This window comes from Sphingobacterium sp. ML3W, assembly GCF_029542085.1.
GTDB lineage: Bacteria > Bacteroidota > Bacteroidia > Sphingobacteriales > Sphingobacteriaceae > Sphingobacterium.
The window spans coordinates 5,608,757-5,629,870 of the sequence record NZ_CP107036.1 but is presented as its reverse complement, the minus strand read 5'-3'; the positions used below and the strand labels follow the sequence as shown (position 1 = coordinate 5,629,870).

16 protein-coding genes, 2 tRNA genes and 1 rRNA gene are annotated in these 21,114 nt (G+C 39.7%); 5 read left to right on the top strand and 14 right to left on the bottom strand.

Features of this window, described 5'->3' with window-relative positions; all coding sequences use genetic code 11:
• Positions 1-72: 72 nt before the first annotated feature.
• From OGI71_RS23300 to OGI71_RS23290, 3 genes are all read right to left on the bottom strand, one after another.
• Positions 73-146 (bottom strand) — tRNA-Ala (locus OGI71_RS23300).
• Between the two features lie 97 nt (positions 147-243).
• Positions 244-320 (bottom strand) — tRNA-Ile (locus tag OGI71_RS23295).
• A 123-nt stretch (positions 321-443) separates the two neighbouring features.
• A 16S ribosomal RNA gene (locus tag OGI71_RS23290) occupies positions 444-1,973 on the bottom strand.
• Positions 1,974-2,541: 568 nt separating this feature from the next.
• Between OGI71_RS23290 and OGI71_RS23285 the strand changes: the two genes are divergently transcribed.
• Positions 2,542-2,724, top strand: a complete 183-nt coding sequence (locus OGI71_RS23285; protein ID WP_282252330.1) for a hypothetical protein — start codon at positions 2,542-2,544, stop codon at positions 2,722-2,724.
• A gap of 579 nt (positions 2,725-3,303) precedes the next feature.
• On the opposite strand, the gene OGI71_RS23280 is transcribed toward OGI71_RS23285, so the two are convergent.
• The 5 genes from OGI71_RS23280 to OGI71_RS23260 are packed head-to-tail and all read right to left on the bottom strand — an operon-like array spanning position 3,304 to position 7,725.
• Positions 3,304-3,687 carry a GtrA family protein gene (locus tag OGI71_RS23280; RefSeq protein WP_282252329.1) on the bottom strand — a complete coding sequence of 128 codons (384 nt, stop codon included), beginning with the start codon at positions 3,685-3,687 and terminating at the stop codon, positions 3,304-3,306.
• Between the two features lie 14 nt (positions 3,688-3,701).
• Entirely contained in the window at positions 3,702-4,394 is a 693-nt protein-coding gene (locus OGI71_RS23275; RefSeq protein WP_282252327.1) for a CDP-alcohol phosphatidyltransferase family protein, read from the bottom strand.
• A 9-nt stretch (positions 4,395-4,403) separates the two neighbouring features.
• Complete coding sequence (locus tag OGI71_RS23270; RefSeq protein WP_282252325.1) at positions 4,404-5,396, bottom strand: NAD-dependent epimerase/dehydratase family protein; 993 nt, start codon at positions 5,394-5,396, stop codon at positions 4,404-4,406.
• The gene (locus OGI71_RS23265; RefSeq protein ID WP_282252324.1) at positions 5,393-6,514 is read right to left on the bottom strand and encodes a hypothetical protein; all 1,122 of its coding nucleotides are present in this window, start codon (positions 6,512-6,514) and stop codon (positions 5,393-5,395) included. The genes OGI71_RS23270 and OGI71_RS23265 overlap by 4 nt, the downstream gene beginning before the upstream one ends.
• A gap of 11 nt (positions 6,515-6,525) precedes the next feature.
• Positions 6,526-7,725, bottom strand: a complete 1,200-nt coding sequence (locus tag OGI71_RS23260; RefSeq protein ID WP_108635089.1) for a pyridoxal phosphate-dependent aminotransferase family protein — start codon at positions 7,723-7,725, stop codon at positions 6,526-6,528.
• 409 nt (positions 7,726-8,134) lie between these two features.
• Here OGI71_RS23260 and smpB point away from each other — a divergent pair, with 409 nt between their 5' ends.
• The gene (gene smpB / locus OGI71_RS23255) at positions 8,135-8,590 is read left to right on the top strand and encodes an SsrA-binding protein SmpB (RefSeq protein ID WP_223582125.1); all 456 of its coding nucleotides are present in this window, start codon (positions 8,135-8,137) and stop codon (positions 8,588-8,590) included.
• Between the two features lie 5 nt (positions 8,591-8,595).
• Here smpB and OGI71_RS23250 read toward each other — a convergent pair whose 3' ends face one another.
• On the bottom strand, positions 8,596-9,498 hold the full coding sequence (locus tag OGI71_RS23250) for an AraC family transcriptional regulator (protein ID WP_282252321.1): 903 nt from the start codon (positions 9,496-9,498) through the stop codon (positions 8,596-8,598).
• 199 nt (positions 9,499-9,697) lie between these two features.
• On the opposite strand from OGI71_RS23250, the gene OGI71_RS23245 reads away from it, so the two are divergent.
• Both OGI71_RS23245 and OGI71_RS23240 read left to right on the top strand, forming a co-directional pair.
• Complete coding sequence (locus OGI71_RS23245) at positions 9,698-11,200, top strand: aldehyde dehydrogenase family protein (protein WP_282252320.1); 1,503 nt, start codon at positions 9,698-9,700, stop codon at positions 11,198-11,200.
• Positions 11,201-11,263: 63 nt separating this feature from the next.
• The gene (locus tag OGI71_RS23240; RefSeq protein WP_282252319.1) at positions 11,264-11,638 is read left to right on the top strand and encodes a DUF779 domain-containing protein; all 375 of its coding nucleotides are present in this window, start codon (positions 11,264-11,266) and stop codon (positions 11,636-11,638) included.
• Positions 11,639-11,711: 73 nt separating this feature from the next.
• Here OGI71_RS23240 and OGI71_RS23235 read toward each other — a convergent pair whose 3' ends face one another.
• The 5 genes from OGI71_RS23235 to OGI71_RS23215 all read right to left on the bottom strand — a co-directional run bounded on the left by OGI71_RS23235 (position 11,712) and on the right by OGI71_RS23215 (position 18,104).
• Entirely contained in the window at positions 11,712-12,113 is a 402-nt protein-coding gene (locus OGI71_RS23235) for an acyl-CoA thioesterase (protein WP_104383990.1), read from the bottom strand.
• A 68-nt stretch (positions 12,114-12,181) separates the two neighbouring features.
• Positions 12,182-14,005: a DNA mismatch repair protein MutS gene (locus tag OGI71_RS23230; protein ID WP_282252316.1), complete on the bottom strand. Its 1,824-nt coding sequence runs from the start codon at positions 14,003-14,005 to the stop codon at positions 12,182-12,184.
• 193 nt (positions 14,006-14,198) lie between these two features.
• A complete protein-coding gene (locus tag OGI71_RS23225) occupies positions 14,199-14,855 on the bottom strand; it encodes a protein-L-isoaspartate(D-aspartate) O-methyltransferase (RefSeq protein ID WP_120260051.1) in 657 nt (218 codons plus the stop codon).
• Between the two features lie 224 nt (positions 14,856-15,079).
• Positions 15,080-17,563 carry a primosomal protein N' gene (gene priA, locus OGI71_RS23220; protein ID WP_282252314.1) on the bottom strand — a complete coding sequence of 828 codons (2,484 nt, stop codon included), beginning with the start codon at positions 17,561-17,563 and terminating at the stop codon, positions 15,080-15,082.
• A 151-nt stretch (positions 17,564-17,714) separates the two neighbouring features.
• Positions 17,715-18,104 (bottom strand): DUF423 domain-containing protein, encoded by a 390-nt coding sequence (locus OGI71_RS23215; RefSeq protein WP_120260053.1) that lies wholly within the window; start codon positions 18,102-18,104, stop codon positions 17,715-17,717.
• A 269-nt stretch (positions 18,105-18,373) separates the two neighbouring features.
• Between OGI71_RS23215 and OGI71_RS23210 the strand changes: the two genes are divergently transcribed.
• The gene (locus tag OGI71_RS23210) at positions 18,374-21,013 is read left to right on the top strand and encodes a hypothetical protein (protein WP_282252311.1); all 2,640 of its coding nucleotides are present in this window, start codon (positions 18,374-18,376) and stop codon (positions 21,011-21,013) included.
• Positions 21,014-21,114 lie beyond the last annotated feature (101 nt).

Below are 21,114 nucleotides of genomic sequence, written 5' to 3'. Positions count from 1 at the left end.
TCTTTCAATATGTCAAAGAACTCTTTTTCCGGTTTATATGATATGTATCTGTGATGCATATCCCCGGAGACGTGGAGAATAACGGATTCGAACCGTTGACCCCCTGCGTGCAAGGCAGGTGCTCTAGCCAGCTGAGCTAATTCCCCTTTTTGTTAGACCTGAGATGTTAGACATTAGTCCTTAGATCCCTGTATGTCGCCATCCATTTGTCTAAATACTAGATACTAAATACTCATTACTATCTGGTAGTCCCGAGCAGATTTGAACTGCTGACCCCTACATTATCAGTGTAGTGCTCTAACCAACTGAGCTACGGGACTAGCTATTCTGTTCATCTCTTCTCTCAGGGACCGCTCCTTATAGGGGCGGGCACTTTCTTCTGATGTTTTTTCTTCTTTTTCAATCATATGTAACGTGACGAGTACCGATCCGCGATACTCTAGAAAGGAGGTATTCCAGCCGCACCTTCCGGTACGGCTACCTTGTTACGACTTAGCCCCAATTATCGGTTTTACCCTAACACGCTCCTTGCGGTCACATGCTTTAGGTACCCCCAACTTTCATGGCTTGACGGGCGGTGTGTACAAGGCCCGGGAACGTATTCACCGCGTCATTGCTGATACGCGATTACTAGCGAATCCAACTTCATGGGGTCGAGTTGCAGACCCCAATCCGAACTGTGAATGGCTTTTAGAGATTAGCATCATATTGCTATGTAGCTGCCCGCTGTACCATCCATTGTAGCACGTGTGTAGCCCCGGACGTAAGGGCCATGATGACTTGACGTCGTCCCCACCTTCCTCGCTGTTTGCACAGGCAGTCTGTTTAGAGTCCCCACCATTACATGCTGGCAACTAAACATAGGGGTTGCGCTCGTTGCGGGACTTAACCCAACACCTCACGGCACGAGCTGACGACAGCCATGCAGCACCTAGTTTCGTGTCCCGAAGGACGAGACCGTCTCTGATCTCTTCACTAACTTTCAAGCCCGGGTAAGGTTCCTCGCGTATCATCGAATTAAACCACATGCTCCTCCGCTTGTGCGGGCCCCCGTCAATTCCTTTGAGTTTCACCCTTGCGGGCGTACTCCCCAGGTGGATAACTTAACGCTTTCGCTAAGACGCTGGCTGTCTATCGCCAACATCGAGTTATCATCGTTTAGGGCGTGGACTACCAGGGTATCTAATCCTGTTCGATCCCCACGCTTTCGTGCATCAGCGTCAATACCAGCTTAGTGAGCTGCCTTCGCAATCGGAGTTCTAAGACATATCTATGCATTTCACCGCTACTTGTCTTATTCCGCCCACTTCAAATGGATTCAAGCCCATCAGTATCAAAGGCACTGCGATGGTTGAGCCACCGTATTTCACCCCTGACTTAATAGGCCGCCTACGCACCCTTTAAACCCAATAAATCCGGATAACGCTCGGATCCTCCGTATTACCGCGGCTGCTGGCACGGAGTTAGCCGATCCTTATTCTTCCAGTACATTCAGCTCTCTACACGTAAAGAGGTTTATTCCTGGACAAAAGCAGTTTACAACCCATAGGGCAGTCATCCTGCACGCGGCATGGCTGGTTCAGGCTTCCGCCCATTGACCAATATTCCTTACTGCTGCCTCCCGTAGGAGTCTGGTCCGTGTCTCAGTACCAGTGTGGGGGATTCTCCTCTCAGAGCCCCTAGACATCGTCGCCTTGGTAGGCCGTTACCCTACCAACTAGCTAATGTCACGCGAGCCCATCTCTATCCTATAAATATTTAATAATCTCCCGATGCCGGAAAATTATATTATGCGGTCTTAATCTCTCTTTCGAGAGGCTATCCCCCTGATAGAGGTAGGTTGCTCACGCGTTACGCACCCGTGCGCCACTCTCATGGAATCAGAGCAAGCTCTGGTTCCAATCCCGTCCGACTTGCATGTATTAGGCCTGCCGCTAGCGTTCATCCTGAGCCAGGATCAAACTCTCCATTGTAAAATGAAGTTTTTGATTCCAACTATTTACATAATCAGAATTCTTTTTTTATATCTCTGATCTTGGATCGAATTGAACTAATTCTTGAATTTGTTCATGACTTTCGTTTTGTCTACTCGTCACGCTTACATGATTGTGTTTTCTTAAAGAACTTCTCTCGCTTCAACTTCCGTATCCGCTATATTCCGATGGCATTGCGCCGTCTTTATCTTTTTCTGTTTCCCTCCGTTTCCGTTGGGACTGCAAAGGTAGAAATCTTTTCCGAACTTCCAAAAAACTTTTGAAGTTTTTTTTCTCTTCCTTTTTTCCGATTTCCGCGCCTAACTTCCGTTAAACCCTTCTTTTTTCACTGGTATCCCCTTCCGGAGTAACCGTCCCTCCCTTGCGGAGTGGTGCAAAGATAGGGAGTTTACTAACAAAGTTCCAAGCCTTTTGTTTTATTTTATTTAAATATGTCTGTAACTCGCTGGAAACTTGGTGGATTGTTTTTATCGGAAGCTAACCTCAGGGCCTTAGGGGGTAGGCTTCCGGGCAGGCAAAGCGGACAAACGATACGCGAAACGTCGGAATGGCTCACAGGGTGCCTGCCTGCTACTCCGTGCAACCAGGAGCCTCCGAGCTGGCAAAGCAGGATAAATGCGAAGGCAGCAAAACAGCTCCGGGAGAGAAATCTGGAGCAGAAAGGCCGGGAATGAGGCGGCTTCCAGGGCAGCTTTCGCTTATTCTTTTGATTGGGGTACTGACTCCTTAACGGTTTTTAGCCAAAAAGCACAGCACTAGCTAATAGAAAAAATTAAGGATACCCTAGAATAAGAACCCGGGATTGGAAAGATCGAATGTGGGCAGGCATAAAAACCGTAACCGGAAACAAACCGCGGAGACTGCAGAAAGATAATGCAAAAGCGGAGCCATCAAGGTCAGCAGAAATTCATCATTTAGTTAGGGTTTGTTTAGGTTTAGTTTAGGTATTAGTTAGGTATAGTTTAGGTAAAAGCTAAACTATACCTAATGGATTGCTAACTTAAATCTAGATTATTCCTAAACTAAGATATAATCAATAAAGAACAAATAGTATTATAACCAAATAGCCTTAGCTTTAATTAAAAGAATATAACTGTTAACGCTATGGTTATCGATGATAATCTAAAAGGCAAACGCCGGCAACCAAAATTAAAATAGCACTGAAACGATCTGCAAATAATCTGGAGTTATCAATACAGATTGCAATTTCACCAATTTAAAATTTAAAAAATGGATTAGGAGCAGTTGTACAGAAAAAACAGCATTAAGCTGAACGGCATCGTTCAATCGACAAGAAAAGAGAAACAAATTACTTCCCTTCGTCTTTAAAGACCCAGAAACGCTGAAGCGTATAATTAAAGCCTAAAGAAACAAGCAACTCAACAAGTAGCTTTGAAAACAAAAAGTTAAAATGGTATACGTCCACCAGAAAGTGTATACCCGTAGATTTAAGTAAAATACTTCCACAAACCACAATCACAAACTTCCATAACTGACTACCGACAGAATTTTGTGTGCTACCAAAAGACCAATACCGATTGATCAAGAAATTTACGACAGCACCTAGACTGCCACTGATTGCATTAGAAAAAGGAGCGCTAATATGTAGCAATTTATAACAGGCAGAATATACCCCAAAATCAAACAATCCGCCTAAAAAGGCGGAAAGTTGTGCTTTTAAAAAAGTAATCACCTTTGAAGACATATTTATCCCACCTCCTCTTGCTGTTTTTTTAATTTGTCTTCCTTATCCTTTGCATCGCCTAGTTTCAACAAAAGACGTGTATCATTTGCATTAATAATAAAAAGTAAGATGCAAATGACGAATACACACCAATTAATAGAACCAGGCATCAAAACCTCTAATAACATCACTAAAGCGATAATGACACGTATTTCTGTTGGGCCAAGTATCCCCGCATCTATCGTATATTTATCCGTAATTCTATACCTAAGTTGTGATATAATCATTGCCCATCCATATAACGACACTAAAGTAAAGCCCAGATACTTATAGTCACCAGTCGTATAAAGCACATACCCTAATCCAATAAAGACTGTACTAATCCAATCCATTACGATATCCAACGCAAATCCATACCAACGGCGAGATTTATTCCGATAAAAAGCTATACGCCCATCTAATGAATCACCAAACCATTGAACAAAAAAACCGGGTATGCCCAAAAGTAAATATCGGATATCCACATATTCCGCAAGTATAAAGCTCCCTAAAACCATTAACGAGCCAAAAAAACCGATCGCTGTAAGGCCATCCGAAGTAATCCAATTAGGAACCCTAGGCACAAGGTATGTAATCAACTTTTGTTCGGGTTCACTCAGGATATTTGTTCTTTTTCGATCTTGAAAAAGCTTTTTATTTATTTTAAACTCACTCATTATCTGTGATTATAACCATTTATTTTCTTTATACCAAGCCAGTGCCTCCATTAAGCCCGCTTTCAAATTGTATTTAGGTTGGTATTGTATTTGGCTTTGAGCCAATGAAATATCACAGCCCCAATTTTCTGCTGTAAGTTCATTCAATCGCTCTGGATATAGTACAGGTATTGTTTTTGAATTTTTATATGCACGTTCAAAGATTACTGCTACAGCTTTTACGACCCCCAATGGAATATGCATTCGGATCATTTTCTTTTGTGTGAACTCTTTGAAAAATTTTGCCATTTCATATCTGTCATAGACCTGACCATCACTCAGATTGTATACTCTTTTCCCTCCTTGATCGAAACGGCAAGCGTTTAAAATCGCTTGAACTAGATCCGTCACATAAATAAAGCTTAGCTTTTGAGGAGATCTTCCGACATAGGCATCCATCCCACCGTTCATTGTCTTGAAAAGAATAAAAATATCTTTCTCTCTGGGCCCATATACTGCTGTAGGCCGTAAAATTGTCACTGGTTGACCCTCAAACTCACTCAATACGAGTTCAGCCTTCCTTTTACTTCGACCATAAGCTGTCACTGGGCAGTAGGGATTGTGTTCATCAATTAAATTGGATGCATAAGGGACAGGTCCTATTGCTGCAAGACTACTTACAAATACAAATCTGCGGATTGGGTTTTCCAATGAAAAACAAGCCGACGCCAAGTTTTTGGTATAACCAACATTGACCTTTTCTAAATCTTCTTCGCGTTTGGCACGCGTCATTGCCGCCGCATGTACGACATAGGTATAGTTTTCCGATTCTAATAAAGCTTTGATAGAAGCTTCATCAGTGAAATCAGGATAAACAAATTTATCCACAACAGAACGAATTTCTGAAACATCACTTGACTTTCTAACGGCAGCATGAACTTCCATTCCTGCTTCCTTCGCCGCCCTTGTCAAATGATAACCCACAAAACCACTCGCTCCAGTGATTAATATTTTTTCTATCATAATGATTTTTGATACAAACGATAACGTTTGTACAATTCTCCATTCATTTGTTCAATGGCATGGTTCATCATATAATTATGCTCCAACATCCATGAACATTCGGCCCCTTTTATATTAGAATCTTTTGATTCTCTAATAATTCGGCCATACAAACAGGCTTCAATACCAAGCTTGCGATAATCTTCTAATACGCCCAACATCAACACCCGAAGCAAATTGATCTTTTTCTTCCCAAACAACAGTTTGAAAATACCTGTAGGAAGCAAACGACCTTTCTTCATCTTAATGAGGATTTGGTTAATATCCGGAATACCAAGACCAAAACCAACGAGCTCACCATCTTTTTCAGCTACAATAGCAAAACGTGGATCAAGGATCATTTTCAGATCTTTAGCCGTATAGTTAAATTCATCTTCCGTCATCGGAACGAATCCTGAATTCTTATCCCAAGCTCTATTATAGATATCACGAACCTTCGCAGCTTCGTTTTTAAAATCCTTTACATTAAATTGACGAAGCGTAATCCCCGACCTTTTTAAGCGTTCTTCCAACTTTTCCAAAAGTTTAACAGAACGCTTATCCGCAGTCTTTTCCATGACCAAATAAGCCCTAAGGTCTACTTTATGACTGTATCCACCATTGGTAATCAAATCAATGTAATAGGGTGAATTATAAGGCATCATGGCAACAGGAGGCTTATCAAAACCTTCAACCAATAAACCAACAGTATCATTGGTTGATAAATTGATAGGCCCTACAATAGTATCCCCCCCTTTTGCTTTCACCCATTTCTCAGCAGTTTCAAACAAAGCATTGGCCACCTCCTGATCATCGATGCAATCAAAAAATCCCCATTGCCCTTCATTGACATGATTAAAGGCATTGTGGTTGTTGTTCCAAATCGCACAGATTCGACCAACGATCTTATCATCACGATAAGCTAAAAAAGGTTGTGCTTGGGAATGTTTATAGAAAGGATGCTTATCAGGAGAGAGCAGGTCTTCTTGTTCGAGAAATAAGGCAGGTACATAATTAGGATTTCCCTCATAGAGGCTATGAGGGAAATCTATAAACAGCCGTCTTTGTTTCTTTGTTTCAACGGGTACAATCTGAATCATACGATTAGATTTTATATTAATGTTTCAACTTCAGCTTGTTTGAATACTTTAACCATCTTCTCAATTGCTTCATCGATTTGGTCATAAGTATGTGTCGCCATCAATGAAAAACGAATCAAAGACTCCTCCGCAGGAACTGCTGGAGAAACAACTGGATTAACAAATACACCATCATCTTGGAGCATTTTAGTCACCCAGAAAGTTTTTTCATTGCTACGAATAAATATTGGCAAAATTGGGCTTTCCGTAGCACCTAGATCAAAGCCATGATCTAATAATTGTGCTTTGGCATAATCCGTATTTTTCCACAATTTTTCGATGTGTTCAGGTTCATTTTGAATGATCTCTAACGCCTTCAGTGTAGAAGCAACAGATGCTGGCGTCATTGACGCACTAAACATTACCGAACGTGCATTGTGTTTCAAGAAATCAATCACATCAGCATCACCCGCTACGAATCCACCTAAAGAAGCTAATGATTTACTAAACGTACCCATGATCAAATCTACATCGTCATTAAGCCCAAAATGTGAGGCTGTACCAGCCCCTTTGTGCCCAATAACACCTAAGCTATGCGCATCGTCAACCATAACAGCAGCATCAAACTCATTAGCTATCGTAGTAAGTTCCGGTAAGTTAACAATATCACCTTCCATACTAAAAATACCGTCCGTACAAATTAATTTTGCACTTTCCTCAGGTAATCTAGATAATTTAGCACGCAAATCATCCATATTATTGTGACCGTATTTGATCACTTTCGCAAATGACAAACGGCTACCATCAATAATTGATGCATGATCACGCTCATCCAGCAAAATATAATCATTACGTCCCATCAGACAAGACAATGGTCCAAGATTTGACTGGAAACCTGTACTAAACAGAATCGCGGCCTCTTTACCCACATAAGCAGATAGTTTTTCTTCCAGTTCTACGTGAATATCCAACGTACCGTTTAAGAAACGCGATCCAGCACATCCAGTACCATACTTTTCCAAAGCATCTTGCGCTGCTTTTATAATACGTATATCAGTCGTTAACCCTAAATAAGAGTTAGAACCGAACATCAATACACGTCTACCATCGATTTTTACCTCGGTATCTTGCTTTGATTGAATAGGTCTAAAATAGGCATATAAGCCTTTAGCTTTTAACTCCTCTACAATCTTAAATTGCGATATTTTTTCGCCTAACTTTCCTTTACTCATGCGATAAAAAGGTATTTCTAAAACTATTTCTAACTTTTAGATGTTATTGTAACAAACAAAATTCTCGAATTGGACTTTTATATAAAAAACTCTGTCTTCGAATAAAATCTGCTCTACTCACAATGTAAGTTAAAATTCTACGTTGTATATATTCACAATAATTCCAAAAAACGTTGCAAACATACGAAAACATAATCTGACTTTCACTTAAATTTAGTCATATTTTTAACACATCGCCCAAAACAGTTAATTTTATTTTAATACTCCGCTAACATCTCCCCACACAATTCTACTATAAAATAAGACAATTTTAATAATTATATTTGCGAACTATAAATTATCCTATAATTAGTTACATTTAGGTTCATTGCACTAGCAATGGTATAGACTTACTAATATACAACAATATATGGCTTTATCTTCAGATATCAATATAAAAAATAAAAAAGCTTCTTTTGAGTATCATCTGCTGGACAAATACGTCGCTGGAATTCGACTACTAGGCACAGAAATAAAATCAATACGTGAGGGAAAAGCAAATATCAACGATAGTTTCTGCAGTTTCTTTAATGACGGTCTTTACATTCGTAACATGCATATTGCCGAATATTCCATGGGCTCATTTTATAACCATGAAGCAAAACGCGACCGTCAGCTTTTGCTGACAAAAAGAGAATTGAAAAAATTAAAAGAAAAAGGCGAGGAACGTGGTTTTACAATTGTTCCTTTGCGCATATTTATCAGCTCACGCGGCTTTGCAAAAGTTGAAATTGCTTTAGCACAAGGTAAAAAAGATTTTGATAAACGGGAAAATATAAAGGAAAGAGATGTCAAACGTGAACTTGATCGCGTCATGAAATTCTAACTCTATCATTGCGCCAAGACAAATGCTCCTGGCGTAATGCCTACCCTATTTTTAAACAGGCGAACGAAATAATTGACATCGTTGAAGCCTGCCCCAAAACAGGATTCCTTTACATTTCGGGTCAAGAGCAAAAGCTGCTTTGCTTTACCAATACGTTGCTGAATCACATATTCCATTGGGCTCAGCCCTAGCTCCCGTTTGAACATCCGGGTCAAACTCGCCTTGCTCATGTGAGCAGCTTTCTCCAGCAAATCTATGGATATCTTCTCGGTAATATTCCTACGGATAAACTCCTGTAAATGAACAAGTACTTTGTTGGGCGATTTCCCCACCTTCAATGCCATAAGAGACTGCGACTGCAGCAATCGAATCGTGAGCTCCTTAAATGTCAGATCTGCCAAAACATCCTTAAGCGGATTATCGCTTATTATAATCTGAAATAATTTATTAACCAGTTCGGCCAGCTCGTTGGAATTGTAAAGATGAAAAAGCTCAGGATCAATATGCCAGCGGCCCAACTGTTCCTTTGGATAAAATTCATTTAAATAATCCAATACAGCTTCTATTTTTTCCTTCCGGATGGTGAGGGCCGAACATTGCGTAGGTCGCTCCAGTGTAGCTTCCGGAAAGTCAATATGCATATCAACCATCGCTGGCAATACGATCATCTGCCCGGGTAGATAATCAAAAGCTTTCATATGTTCAAGGTGCATAATTTTCTTCCCCTGAATCATATTGATCATCACCAGGTCATCAAACTGCAGGGGTACATATTCCGACACACGGTATGTCTCATATATATTCAGTTCTAGGCTATCCAATGTAAACGCGCGTCGGTTTTCCACCAGCGTACTGAGTTCCCTTCCCTGAGAAAATGGTAATGTATGAATCAGTGTCCTATCACTCATATCGCATCAACTAAATATAATTGGAAATCAATCAAATATAACAAAAAAATCCAAGCATTTGTTTTGGGCTATCCCAGAATAATATCCTAAACTATACTGCAACAATGATGCTACCCTTTGCCTCAATAATGCTACGGTATTGCATAATTGCTGGCTAACTTTGATAAGAAGGGATTAAAAATAAGTAATAATAAATCATATGAGCGCAATTAAAAGACCATCGTTCAAAGAACGATACGACAATTACATCGGCGGCAAATTTGTAGCCCCAATCCAAGGAAAATATTTTGACAATATCTCGCCCGTAGATGGTAAAGTATATACCCAGGTAGCACATTCAACGAAAGAAGATCTCGATCTGGCGGTAGATACCGCGTCCAAAGCCTTTGAGACCTGGGGGAAAACATCAGCAACCGAACGCAGCATTATTCTCAATAAAATTGCAGACCGCATCGAGGCTAATCTGGAATATATTGCCGCAGTAGAAACCATAGATAACGGAAAAGCAGTACGTGAAACGCTAAATGCAGATATCCCGCTTGCTATTGATCATTTTAGATACTTTGCCGGAGTAATCCGCGCCGAAGAAGGATCGATAACTGAATTAGACAGCAATACCGTTTCCTTAATTGTACACGAACCAATCGGCGTTATTGCACAGATCATTCCGTGGAATTTCCCTATTTTAATGGCGGTCTGGAAACTTGCTCCAGCGCTTGCTGCCGGAAATACCGTTGTTTTAAAACCAGCAGAAAGCACACCGGCATCAATCCTTGTCTTGATGGAAATTATTGGCGATCTGATACCGGCGGGTGTGATAAATATTGTGAATGGGTTTGGCTCAGAACTAGGCCGGGCCTTGGTAACGAATCCTAAAGTAGCGAAGGCAGCCTTTACAGGATCAACTGCAACAGGGCGATTAGTCATGCAATATGCTACAGAAAATATTATACCGGTAACACTGGAATTGGGTGGAAAATCCCCCAACATATTCTTCAGTTCTGTCATGGATGCTGACGATGCATTCTTGGACAAAGCAATCGAAGGTGCCGTTTTATTTGCCCTCAATCAAGGCGAAATATGCACTTGTCCTTCACGGTTATTAGTGCAGGAGGATATCTATGATAAGTTTATTACCAGAGTCATCGATCGGGTCAATCAGATCAAAGTTGGTGACCCGTTGGATCCGACAACAATGATGGGGGCCCAAGCTTCCAAAATTCAAAAAGACAAAATTATGTCTTATATCACACTAGGCAAACAAGAAGGAGCCGAAGTGCTGACTGGGGGAGACGAAAATAATGTCGGCGCAGGTTTTGAAGAAGGTTACTACATCAAACCAACGCTATTCAAAGGAAATAATAAGATGCGGATCTTTCAAGAAGAGATTTTCGGCCCAGTCTTGGCTGTAACAACTTTCAAAGATGAACAAGAAGCTATTACTATTGCCAATGACACTATGTATGGTCTCGGCGCCGGTGTATGGACCAGAGATGCACATCAACTTTATCAAGTTCCACGCGCCATCCAGGCAGGCCGTGTTTGGGTTAATCAATATCACTCTTATCCAGCTGGCGCTCCATTTGGAGGATATAAACAATCCGGAATTGGCCGAGAAAATCACAAGATGATGCTTGCCCATTATCGTCAGGCAAAAAATATGTTAATTTCATACAGCAAGGAAAAGCTAGGGTTCTTTTAATACGCTGTAAATTAAAAACACAATGAAGAATGCTTTATTCTTCATTTATCAATCCTTTCAGCAATGGTCAACAGAATAGATAGTACAGACAAAGCCAAAGAGCTCATTCATACCCTTGAAGCAAAACACGGTGCATTGATGTTTTACCAGGCAGGAGGCTGCTGTGAAGGGACTCAGCCCCAATGTTTTGAAAAAGGGGGTTATTTTCCCCGCATGAATGACGCCATGATCGGATTGGTTGAAGGATACGAGTTTTGGGTAGACCGGGATCTGTTTGAGTATTGGAAACATGCCCATTTCACACTTGATGTACTGGAGGGCTTTGGCCCTGGTGGCTTTTCGTTGGAAACACCACTTGGAAAAACCTTTAAGGTACATTACCGGCTCTTTACAGACGAAGAATTGAAAGAACTTAGCCCAATCAAACGTAGTGAATAAACACAAAAACGGGTGGAATAATCCACCCGTTTTTGTAAATTTTTGTCATCTCTCCCCAGTCAAATTAGGTTGATTATTCAATATCCAAACCTTCTAAAACAGGAATTGGCTGTTTGTTTTCGTCCAAAGCAACAAAAGTAAATACCCCTTCGATCGCAAGTTCCCGTCCCTCTTTATACATATGCTCCAGGAATATTTCTACTTTCACCTTTAAGCTCGTACGCCCGACATTTTGGACACGCGCAATTGCCTCTATAATACTCCCGGAAGGAATTGCTTTATTAAAATCAATACGATCTGTCGATACTGTCACTAAAGTTTTGCGGCAGAATCTCGTTGCGGCCATAAAAGACACTTCGTCCATGATAGACATCGCCTTACCGCCGAATAAGGTATCGTGATGATTTGTCAAAAACGGGAATACTGTTGTACATACATGCGTTTCTGATAAATCAATACGTTCTTGTAAAGTCATTTATTGTTATTTTTAATGGATTCAAGAGAGCACAAATGTAAGGCTATCCAAAAACAGTTGAGTCATTTTTATCCAATATTTTCCTCGATATCAACCCCTATCCCCTTTAATAACAAAGAAGCGTTGAAGATCTTACACTCCCCTGTCTTCAGTTTATAGTCAAACAGCATCTGCCCTTCATCAACCTGGATATCGAAGTGATAATTTTTGATATCTTTTGGAAATTCCTGTTCCAAACTAGACAGTTGCAGATCGTGCGTTGCCACCATACCTTTACCATCCAAGCGAACCAACTGCTTAATAATCGCGCGTGAGCCCAAATATTTGTCAACCGAGTTTGTTCCACGTAACATTTCATCAATCAGAAAAAAACTATCCGTATGTGAAGCTACAGTATCCAGTATAAATTTCATCCGATTGAGTTCTGCCTTGAAAGTGGAAGTACTTTCGTTCAGATTGTCTCTAATACGCATATAGGATATAAGTTTATAGATCGGTAGTTGAAATGATGAGGCCGCAACACTCGCTCCAGCATAAGCTAAAATTGCATTGACACCAATGGTACGTAAGAATGTGCTTTTGCCAGCCATATTGGATCCTGTTACCAATGCAACCCGATGATCGTTGCTGGTATAATTGTTGGCAACCACTAACTCATTCGGAATAAGCGGATGATAAATACCTTGTGCCTCAATTTTATCCTCCTCTGGATTGACCAAGATGACCGGATAGACATAAGTCGGATGATTTCTTTTCCAAATTGCGAGACTATTCACAGCTTCAACTTTTGCCAACGTATCAAATGAATTCAGGATTTCTTGTTCATACTTATTTTTCCAATCGATAATCGCCAATACCTGTCTAAAATCCCATAACAAAAAGAGATTCAGAAATAACCCAACAAACACATTATTTCGTGCATCCAGATTATTGATAAGAACTGCTAGTTTTTTAAATGCTTTTGAAATAGGTTCAGCATGCCCTCCCTGCTTTAATTCATTAGCCATTTCTTGTAAGGAAACGGATTTCCATACATGGTTTTCTATCGCTTGTATCGCATCGGCATAAGAACCCAGTATTCCACCAATTTTGTCTATCCTTGATGAAAATAAACCAACACTACCCGCTTTGGCGAAAGCCCAGAGAATATGAAACAAACCTAATAACGTTGCGACTGCCGCAAATTTGGAAATAAAAAAGCTTCCAACAAGCGCTAGCACAAATAAAATTGGACCAACTTTGACATACATACGCATGAAAGCATTTCCAAAACTAAAATTTCGGTTTTGAAAATAATTGGACAAAAAAGTCTTAATATCGAGTTTATGATTCAGATTTGCCAGCAGTTTCGCCTGAAAATCCCATATCCATTCCGATTCACTCTCCAATTCCTTTGACGCTTCCTGATTCCGTTGGATTTGCTCTTTATCCAGAGGTGCATTTAGCCAAGATGCCAGCAAATCAATCCCCTGTTTTGTTGTTGACCGATTCAATTGGGCAAATAACGAATATGCGCCGAACACGTCCATATCTGAGCTATAAGGATGATTACCATCCTCAAAGTTCTCTCCATGGGCATACATATTTGCTTTTCCATCAATGATGTTTTGCTCATTGGACAAAACCTTCAGATAGGCTTCAAAATAGTTTTTCTGAAGTTCCAACTGACTTTGTCTGCGTACCAAATACGCAAATAGAAACAATAAGGCAAAGAAACAAAAGAAAACCAATGGAAGACTTTCCAACTGAAAAGTATAAAATAGCAAGGCTCCCCCACCAAGAATTACAAAGAGCCGGGTTAAACTCAGGGTATTCACCTGCTTATTTAATTTTAAGACCGTGGAGGCAATTTCTTGATGCTTTTGGTCGTATAATGTCGTTATTGGATTCATTCTTAAATAATTTTTTATTCCATCAGTTGGACGAAATGCATCCTATCCAAAATCATATCTGTAACAAACTACAACTTTTAAACTGAGAGCATTCACAGGAGTAAATAGAAAACAATATATTTTCATTTACTTATCTTGTCAAAAAAGCGAATAAGGGCTCGAAGCATCCTTAATTTTTTCGAGACAATGTAAATTACCAGGCCTGGTCACCCACCAAGGGTACAAAACGAAAAGTATCCAATTCAATGCGATCAAAATCATTTTCACCTACACGAATTATTGTCATCATTTTCTGAGACTTCTCATCCCCCACCGGAATCACAAAAATCCCACCTATCTTTAGCTGCTTCAACATGATTTCAGGCACGAATGGCGCCCCAGCAGTTACAATAATCTTATCGTAAGGAGCATGTTTTTCAATACCTTTGGAGCCATCTCCCAAAAAGAAATTAGCCTTATATCCCATATAGGGTAATACCTGAATTGTTCGTTGATAAAGGTTCTCTTGGCGTTCTATCGTATATACATCGGCCCCAAGTTCGAGCAAAATACAAGTTTGATACCCTGATCCTGTTCCAATTTCCAGTACTTTATCTCCTTTTTTCACGTGGAGCAATTCGGATTGATAAGCGACAGTGTATGGTTGGGAGATCGTTTGTCCGTCACCGATTGGAAAAGCAATGTCTCGATAAGCCTGATTCCAAAAGGTTTCATCAAAAAAGAAATGACGTGGTACCTTCCCAATGGCTTCCAATACTTTTTGGTCTTCAATACCTCTTCCTTTTAGATGCTCAACCAATTTCTTACGTGCACCTCTCTCCCGATAATTATCAATAAACTTATACGCCATGATGTTTCAAATTTACCTTTAAAAAGGGATATTTAGCCGAACTATTCACAAATCACTTAATATCAAAGCAATATACAATACTAAACGTAGACCACACAACAAATCACAATCAAATAAAAAAATCATATCTGTAACATTATCAAAAAGTTACAGAAATTTCATTACAAAAAGTTCAGATCAGTTAGCACATGATCCGACGCTACGAGAACATAAAAAACATGTCGTTAATAAGGGTCAACATCGACCTGAACACGAACGCCGCTATTGGTCTTATCAATCTCAAAATCCAATAAAACCGAACGAATCAACTCCTTTACCTTAGCGATACTAATATTTGTGCGTTCAATCTTCAACGTAATCGTCTGAATAAAATTATTTCGGACACGGGAGACCAGCGGTGGTTCGGGTCCCAATACCCTAGCTCCGAGCTGTGGTCGTAAAGCAGCTGCAAAACGATTCGCGGCATCATAGCATTTTTGAAAATCCGTATGCTTAATATCAATGCGAATAAGTCGGTAAAAAGGTGGGTAAAGGTAATTCTTACGCTCAGTAATTTCCGTCATAAACATCCCTTCATAATCATTGTTAACGACTTGCTCTAAGACTCTATGATTTGTCGTATAACTTTGAATAATCACTCGTCCACCTGCTTCCCGACGACCGGCTCGGCCTGCAACTTGGGAAAAGAGCGAGAAGGAACGCTCATAGGCACGAAAATCAGGAAAATTAATAATGGTATCCGCATTCACAACACCGATTAAACTAACACGTCCAAAATCCAGTCCTTTGGCCACCATTTGTGTCCCAATCAGCACATCAAACTCATGCTCATCGAAAGCCGTAATAATCTTATCAAAGCCATATTTTCCTTTTGTCGAATCCAGATCCAATCGGCCTATCCGGATCTCGGGCATCAGCAATTCAAGTTCTTCTTCCACCCGCTCTGTTCCAAAGCCCTTACTTTCAATATGTGGCATTCCACAAGCTGGACAGACCCGAAGCGGTGGCTCAACATGCCCACAGTAATGACAATGCATCATATTGGAACTTTTATGATAGGTCAAACTGACATCGCAATTCACGCATTTGGCAACAAAACCACAGGTATTACACTGGATCATGGTGGTGTGTCCGCGTCTATTCTGAAACAGAATAACCTGTTCCTTATTCTTAACAGCTTCTTCAATAGCTTTTAACAGTGTTCCGGAGAAATAGGAGAACATATTTTCCTTTCGTCCTTCTTCAGGAATATTGACTAGCTCAACACTCGGCAACTGCGCATTGCCATACCGCTCCAATAATTGCACAAAGCCATACTTCTTTGCTTTAGCATTATAATAACTTTCCAACGATGGTGTTGCGGATCCCAAAAGCACTTTAGTCTGATGTAAAAAGCCGAGATAAATGGCTGTATCCCGCGCATGGTAGCGCGGTGCTGGATCAAATTGTTTGTATGAGCTTTCATGTTCCTCATCGACAATAATAATTCCCAAATCCTGAAACGGAAGAAATACAGAAGAACGGGCACCAATAACAACTTGAAACTCATTTTTCATCACCTTATGCCATACCTCTGCACGTTCATTATCATTGAATTTCGAATGATAAACACCAAGCTTATCACCAAAATGCAGTTTTAATCGCGCAGTAATCTGTGCTGTCAATGCGATCTCAGGCAGAAGATACAAAGCTGATTTTCCTTCAGCTATTGCCTGTTCGATAAGTCGTATATAGAGCTGAGTTTTCCCTGAAGCAGTTACCCCATGCAATAGTGTTACCTCTTTTTCCTCAAAAGACTGTTGGATCTCATTATAGGCACGCTGTTGATTTTCATTGAATTGAAAATTAGCATCTAGTTCTATATCCTCTCCCTGAAATCTCGATACGACCTTCTCCTTCACTTCAAATACACCTTTGTCGATCAATGCCGTGATAGCACCATTACCGCAACCTGAAGCTTCTGCCAACATCGGACGTGTAATCTCTTCAGTCTTTTTAACAAGTTGCATAAATGCCAAAACTGCATCTTGCTGTTTGGGAGCACGATTGAGACTATCCAATAATTCTCGTTTGGCATCCTCATTTCTAAAGTCAGGGCCAAAACGTAAGAATACTTTTGTTTTGGGTTTATATCTTTCTGTTATTTCCTCGGAGATAAGTACGACCCCTTTGTCAAACAATTGCTTCAATATCGGAAATACGGTTTTCTGGCCCAATAACTTCACGATATCATTGACTTTAAGTTCCCCTGCCACCTCCAGGGCCTCAATAATCAGGTATTCTTTATCCGAGAGTGTCGAACGATCAAATTCTTCTGTTATAGAAGAGATCACTTTGGTTTCACTTGCCAGTTTTAAAGCTGCTGGAAGTGCGGCCTGCATGACTTCGCCCAAACTGCACATATAGTAATCTGCCAACCAATCCCACAACTTAAACTGGGCAAGGTTGACGATAGGTTTATCATCAATGATATCTAAAATATACTTTGCTTCGTATTTCAGTGGAGCTTCTTTGCTGATCGATTTCACGACCGCCGAATAAATCTTGTTTCGTCCAAATTGCACAATGACCCGAACCCCAATCTGTACCCGATCATTCCAGTCAGCCGGAATACGATAAGTATATGTTCGTGCTAGAGCTAACGGTAGAACCACATCAATAAACAAGGTATCTCTTTCACTAAAAATCGAAGACTGCGGATTGGACATAATTTCTTATTATGGGATAAAAATACAAAAAAAGCGACAGAAAGAATACGTGAGTGACCTCTCTCAAAATAAAAGCCCTCCTAGATTTTTAATCGTTGGAAGGCTCTTTATCTAAAAAGCTAGCAAGCTTTATTCTATTTAAACAGTAGGATTACGATTTATTTTTTAGTGCCGCTACAAATAAGGCTATCCAACCGATAATCAATGACAAGCCACCTAAAGGTGTTATGGGACCTAAGATAGCCGGATTTCCGAAACCAGTTATTTCCCTGATGCTAAGGATATATAAGGATCCTGAAAAGAACAAAATACCAACAATAAAAGCAATAAAGGACACCTTGATTGAGTAGGTTTTCGCACGCGAAAAAGTCGATAAAAATAACAATGCAAAGGTATGATAGAAATGATACTGATTTGCAGTTTTCCAAGTTTCGATATGATATGCACTTACCTTTCCTTCTAGACCGTGAGCGCCAAATGCACCTAATATTACAGCTAATGCTCCCAATAGCGAAGCGGCTAAAATGATTCTCTTATTCATTATTATAAAGTGAATGCTGAAAACGTGTTTCTCCGATAAATGTATTAAAAACCGAACAAAATAAGGAATATTTTGTTAAATTTATATTACAAAGCCCCATTATTGAGATGATTTTCTAGCGCTTCCCGCATATTTTTGTTAGGTTTGTTTTACTGATGAAACCATCATAAGTTTATTCAGGTTGATAGCTTCATTACTATAAAAAACAAATTGACTGAAACGTGTTCATCTATACCATTGAAGATGAGCACTCATAAATATATATTCTGATGAAAAAAACAATAATCATCACTATTCTATTGTTCATCGCTGTCATTGCGGCAACGATTTATCTTTTCGGAGATTTCAACAAAAATAATAAACAGGATTCCAAGGCCTTACAATACCTTCCTGAAAATACGCTGGCCATAACATCCTTTGCCAATAACGAGACCGTAGACACGATATTTAAGGATTACGAATTATTTAAAGCCATTATAGGACAGGGAAATTTTAGTAATCTCGAGCGATTAAAAACAGAGTTATTGCAAAGTGAACAATTGACACCTTTCGTCTCTGGGCAACAGATATTACTGTCTTTTCATCAAGAAAAAGATCAGATAACACCTCTTTATAGTGTACAAGTTGGGCAGAGCCTTGACAATAACGCGCTGGCAACCCTTATCGGGCAGATCGGAGAAAATTATAAAGTTCAACCCTTTGATACACTGGGCCAACGATTCTTTGGACTCAATAAAGGAATAAAAGACAGTACGCTCTATTGCGCTTATTCCCATGAAATTATTTTTGCCAGCTATTCAAAACAGGTACTTGCGCAAATTTTCGATAAGAATGTAAAAAAAATAAACACAAAGCAAATTGAATTCTTCGTCAATCACAACAATAAGAATACACCGCTCAGTTTATATTTTTTCAATGAACAGTTAGCGCAGGTTGCCCGAATATTGATGAAATCCAAATTTGGCAATTACCTTAATTTAATTGATTCTCTCAAGGGACAAACTTCCTGGAATATGAATTTCAAACAGGATGCGCTTATCTTCAAGGGCGTAACTGATCTAACAGGAAGTAAAAACAGCTATTTACAATTGTTTGCCAATCAAACCGCTCAAGTGCAGGCATTAGGAAACTACTTACCAAAAAATGCAGCATCATATATTGATTTCAGTATTTCCGATCCACATAGCTTCCGTTCGGGGCTCAAAGAACTATTGATTCAGCAAAAAGAGTACGATCGCGTAAGCAAAAGCATTAAAAATCTTGAGGACGATACAAAGGTATCATTCGATAGTGTCATCGCCCCTCTTTTTAATGATGAATTTGCGTTGGCTGAATTAGACAATCAAGATGTACTTGGCCTGATCAGCATATCCGATTCGAGCTTATTTGCAAATAACTTCAAAAAATTCAGTTCATCTGTCGGTGACTCGATCTATCAATTTAAATATTCCCAGCTATTATATGCCTCCTTCGGAGAGCCGTTCAAAAGCTTTACAAGGCCATACTTTACCATCGTTGATGGTATAATGGTTGTCGCAAATCGAACAGGCATCCTGAGAGATTATCGTGAATCTTTCCGTGAAAAGCAATTTCTATCGGGAACAGCAATTTTCAAAAATCACGCCGCTTTACAAAATAGCCGTAGCAATGTAACCTTCTATTTAGAACCCAAAGCTGGCAAAAGCAATATCTTAGATAATTTAAAATCTGATTATGCCAAGAATTTCAAAGATGAAGAGCAGTTTGGTTTTCAAAATTTCTACTCATGGTCCTATCAATTAAGTGGTAATCAAGGGACATTCTCGTCCAACTTATACGCTCTTTATAAAAGTGATACACGACTTGGAGGAAAACCTGAATGGACTGTTCAGCTCGAAAGCCGCATCATCAACAAACCTTGGGTTTTGGATCAGGATGGCAAAAACAAATTTATAATGATCCAGGAGCAGGATCATACTGTCCATGCATTTTCACCAGACGGAAAAGAACTTTGGCAAAATTTATTTCAAGGCGAGATTTTGGGTGAACCAATTCAATTGCAAGATCTCAGCATCATTATTGTCACCAAAAGCAGACTATATCGGATCAGGCCTGACGGAAAGAATATGAATGGTTTTTCTGTCGAATTACCTTCTACGGCTAGCTATGGGGCCACAGTATCTAACTTCAATAAAGAACAACGTATCTATATTCCTGCAACAGATCGGATCTTAGCCTATACGTTAGATGGCAAAAGAGTAGAGGGATTTGAAAATAATACGGTAGACAGCCGTATACTTTTTGATCTAAAAATAACCACACTGGGGCAAACCAATTACATTATAGCGGGTACAAGCACAGCTTCTGTTTATTTTTTCAATGAAAATGGTAAGATCATTCGCAAACAAAGCTTAGATACAGACGGCGAAAGCGTTCGGAATCCGATTGGTTTAGTAGCAGCCTCAGATGAAAAAAATTCGTTTGTCTATGTTGCCGATAATAAAGGCAGTATTTTCAAAGTTCCTTTTGAAGGTGAAGCAAAAAAAATTAAATTAGGCAGCTGGGGGAAAGATGCTTTCTTTAATTTTGAAGATATCAGTGGCGGTGCAGACAGAGACTTTATCATTTTGGCCAACAATAAATTGAATGCTTATAGCAGCAGAGACTCCTCATCCTATTTCGAATATAAATTTATCGAAGATGCAAGCAACAGACCTTTATTCTTTAAGCGGATTGGAAAATCCGACGTCTTGGGAGTCGGTACAGACAATCGGATGATTTATCTTTTCGGCTCAGATGGTTTAGTACAGGATGGATTCCCTATCGAAGGATTTTCAAAATTCTATTATGGCCCAATTAACTATGGCGACAATGCTAATTATTTGATTTGTATGAAAAAGGATTTTAAGGTTTACACCTACAAATTCTAAATAACTGAAAATCATTTTTTTAACTCCAAAACAAAACACAATAAGACGCGAAAGATGTTTATAAAAAATTTGTCTAATCTAAATTTTTTATAGTAGGTTTG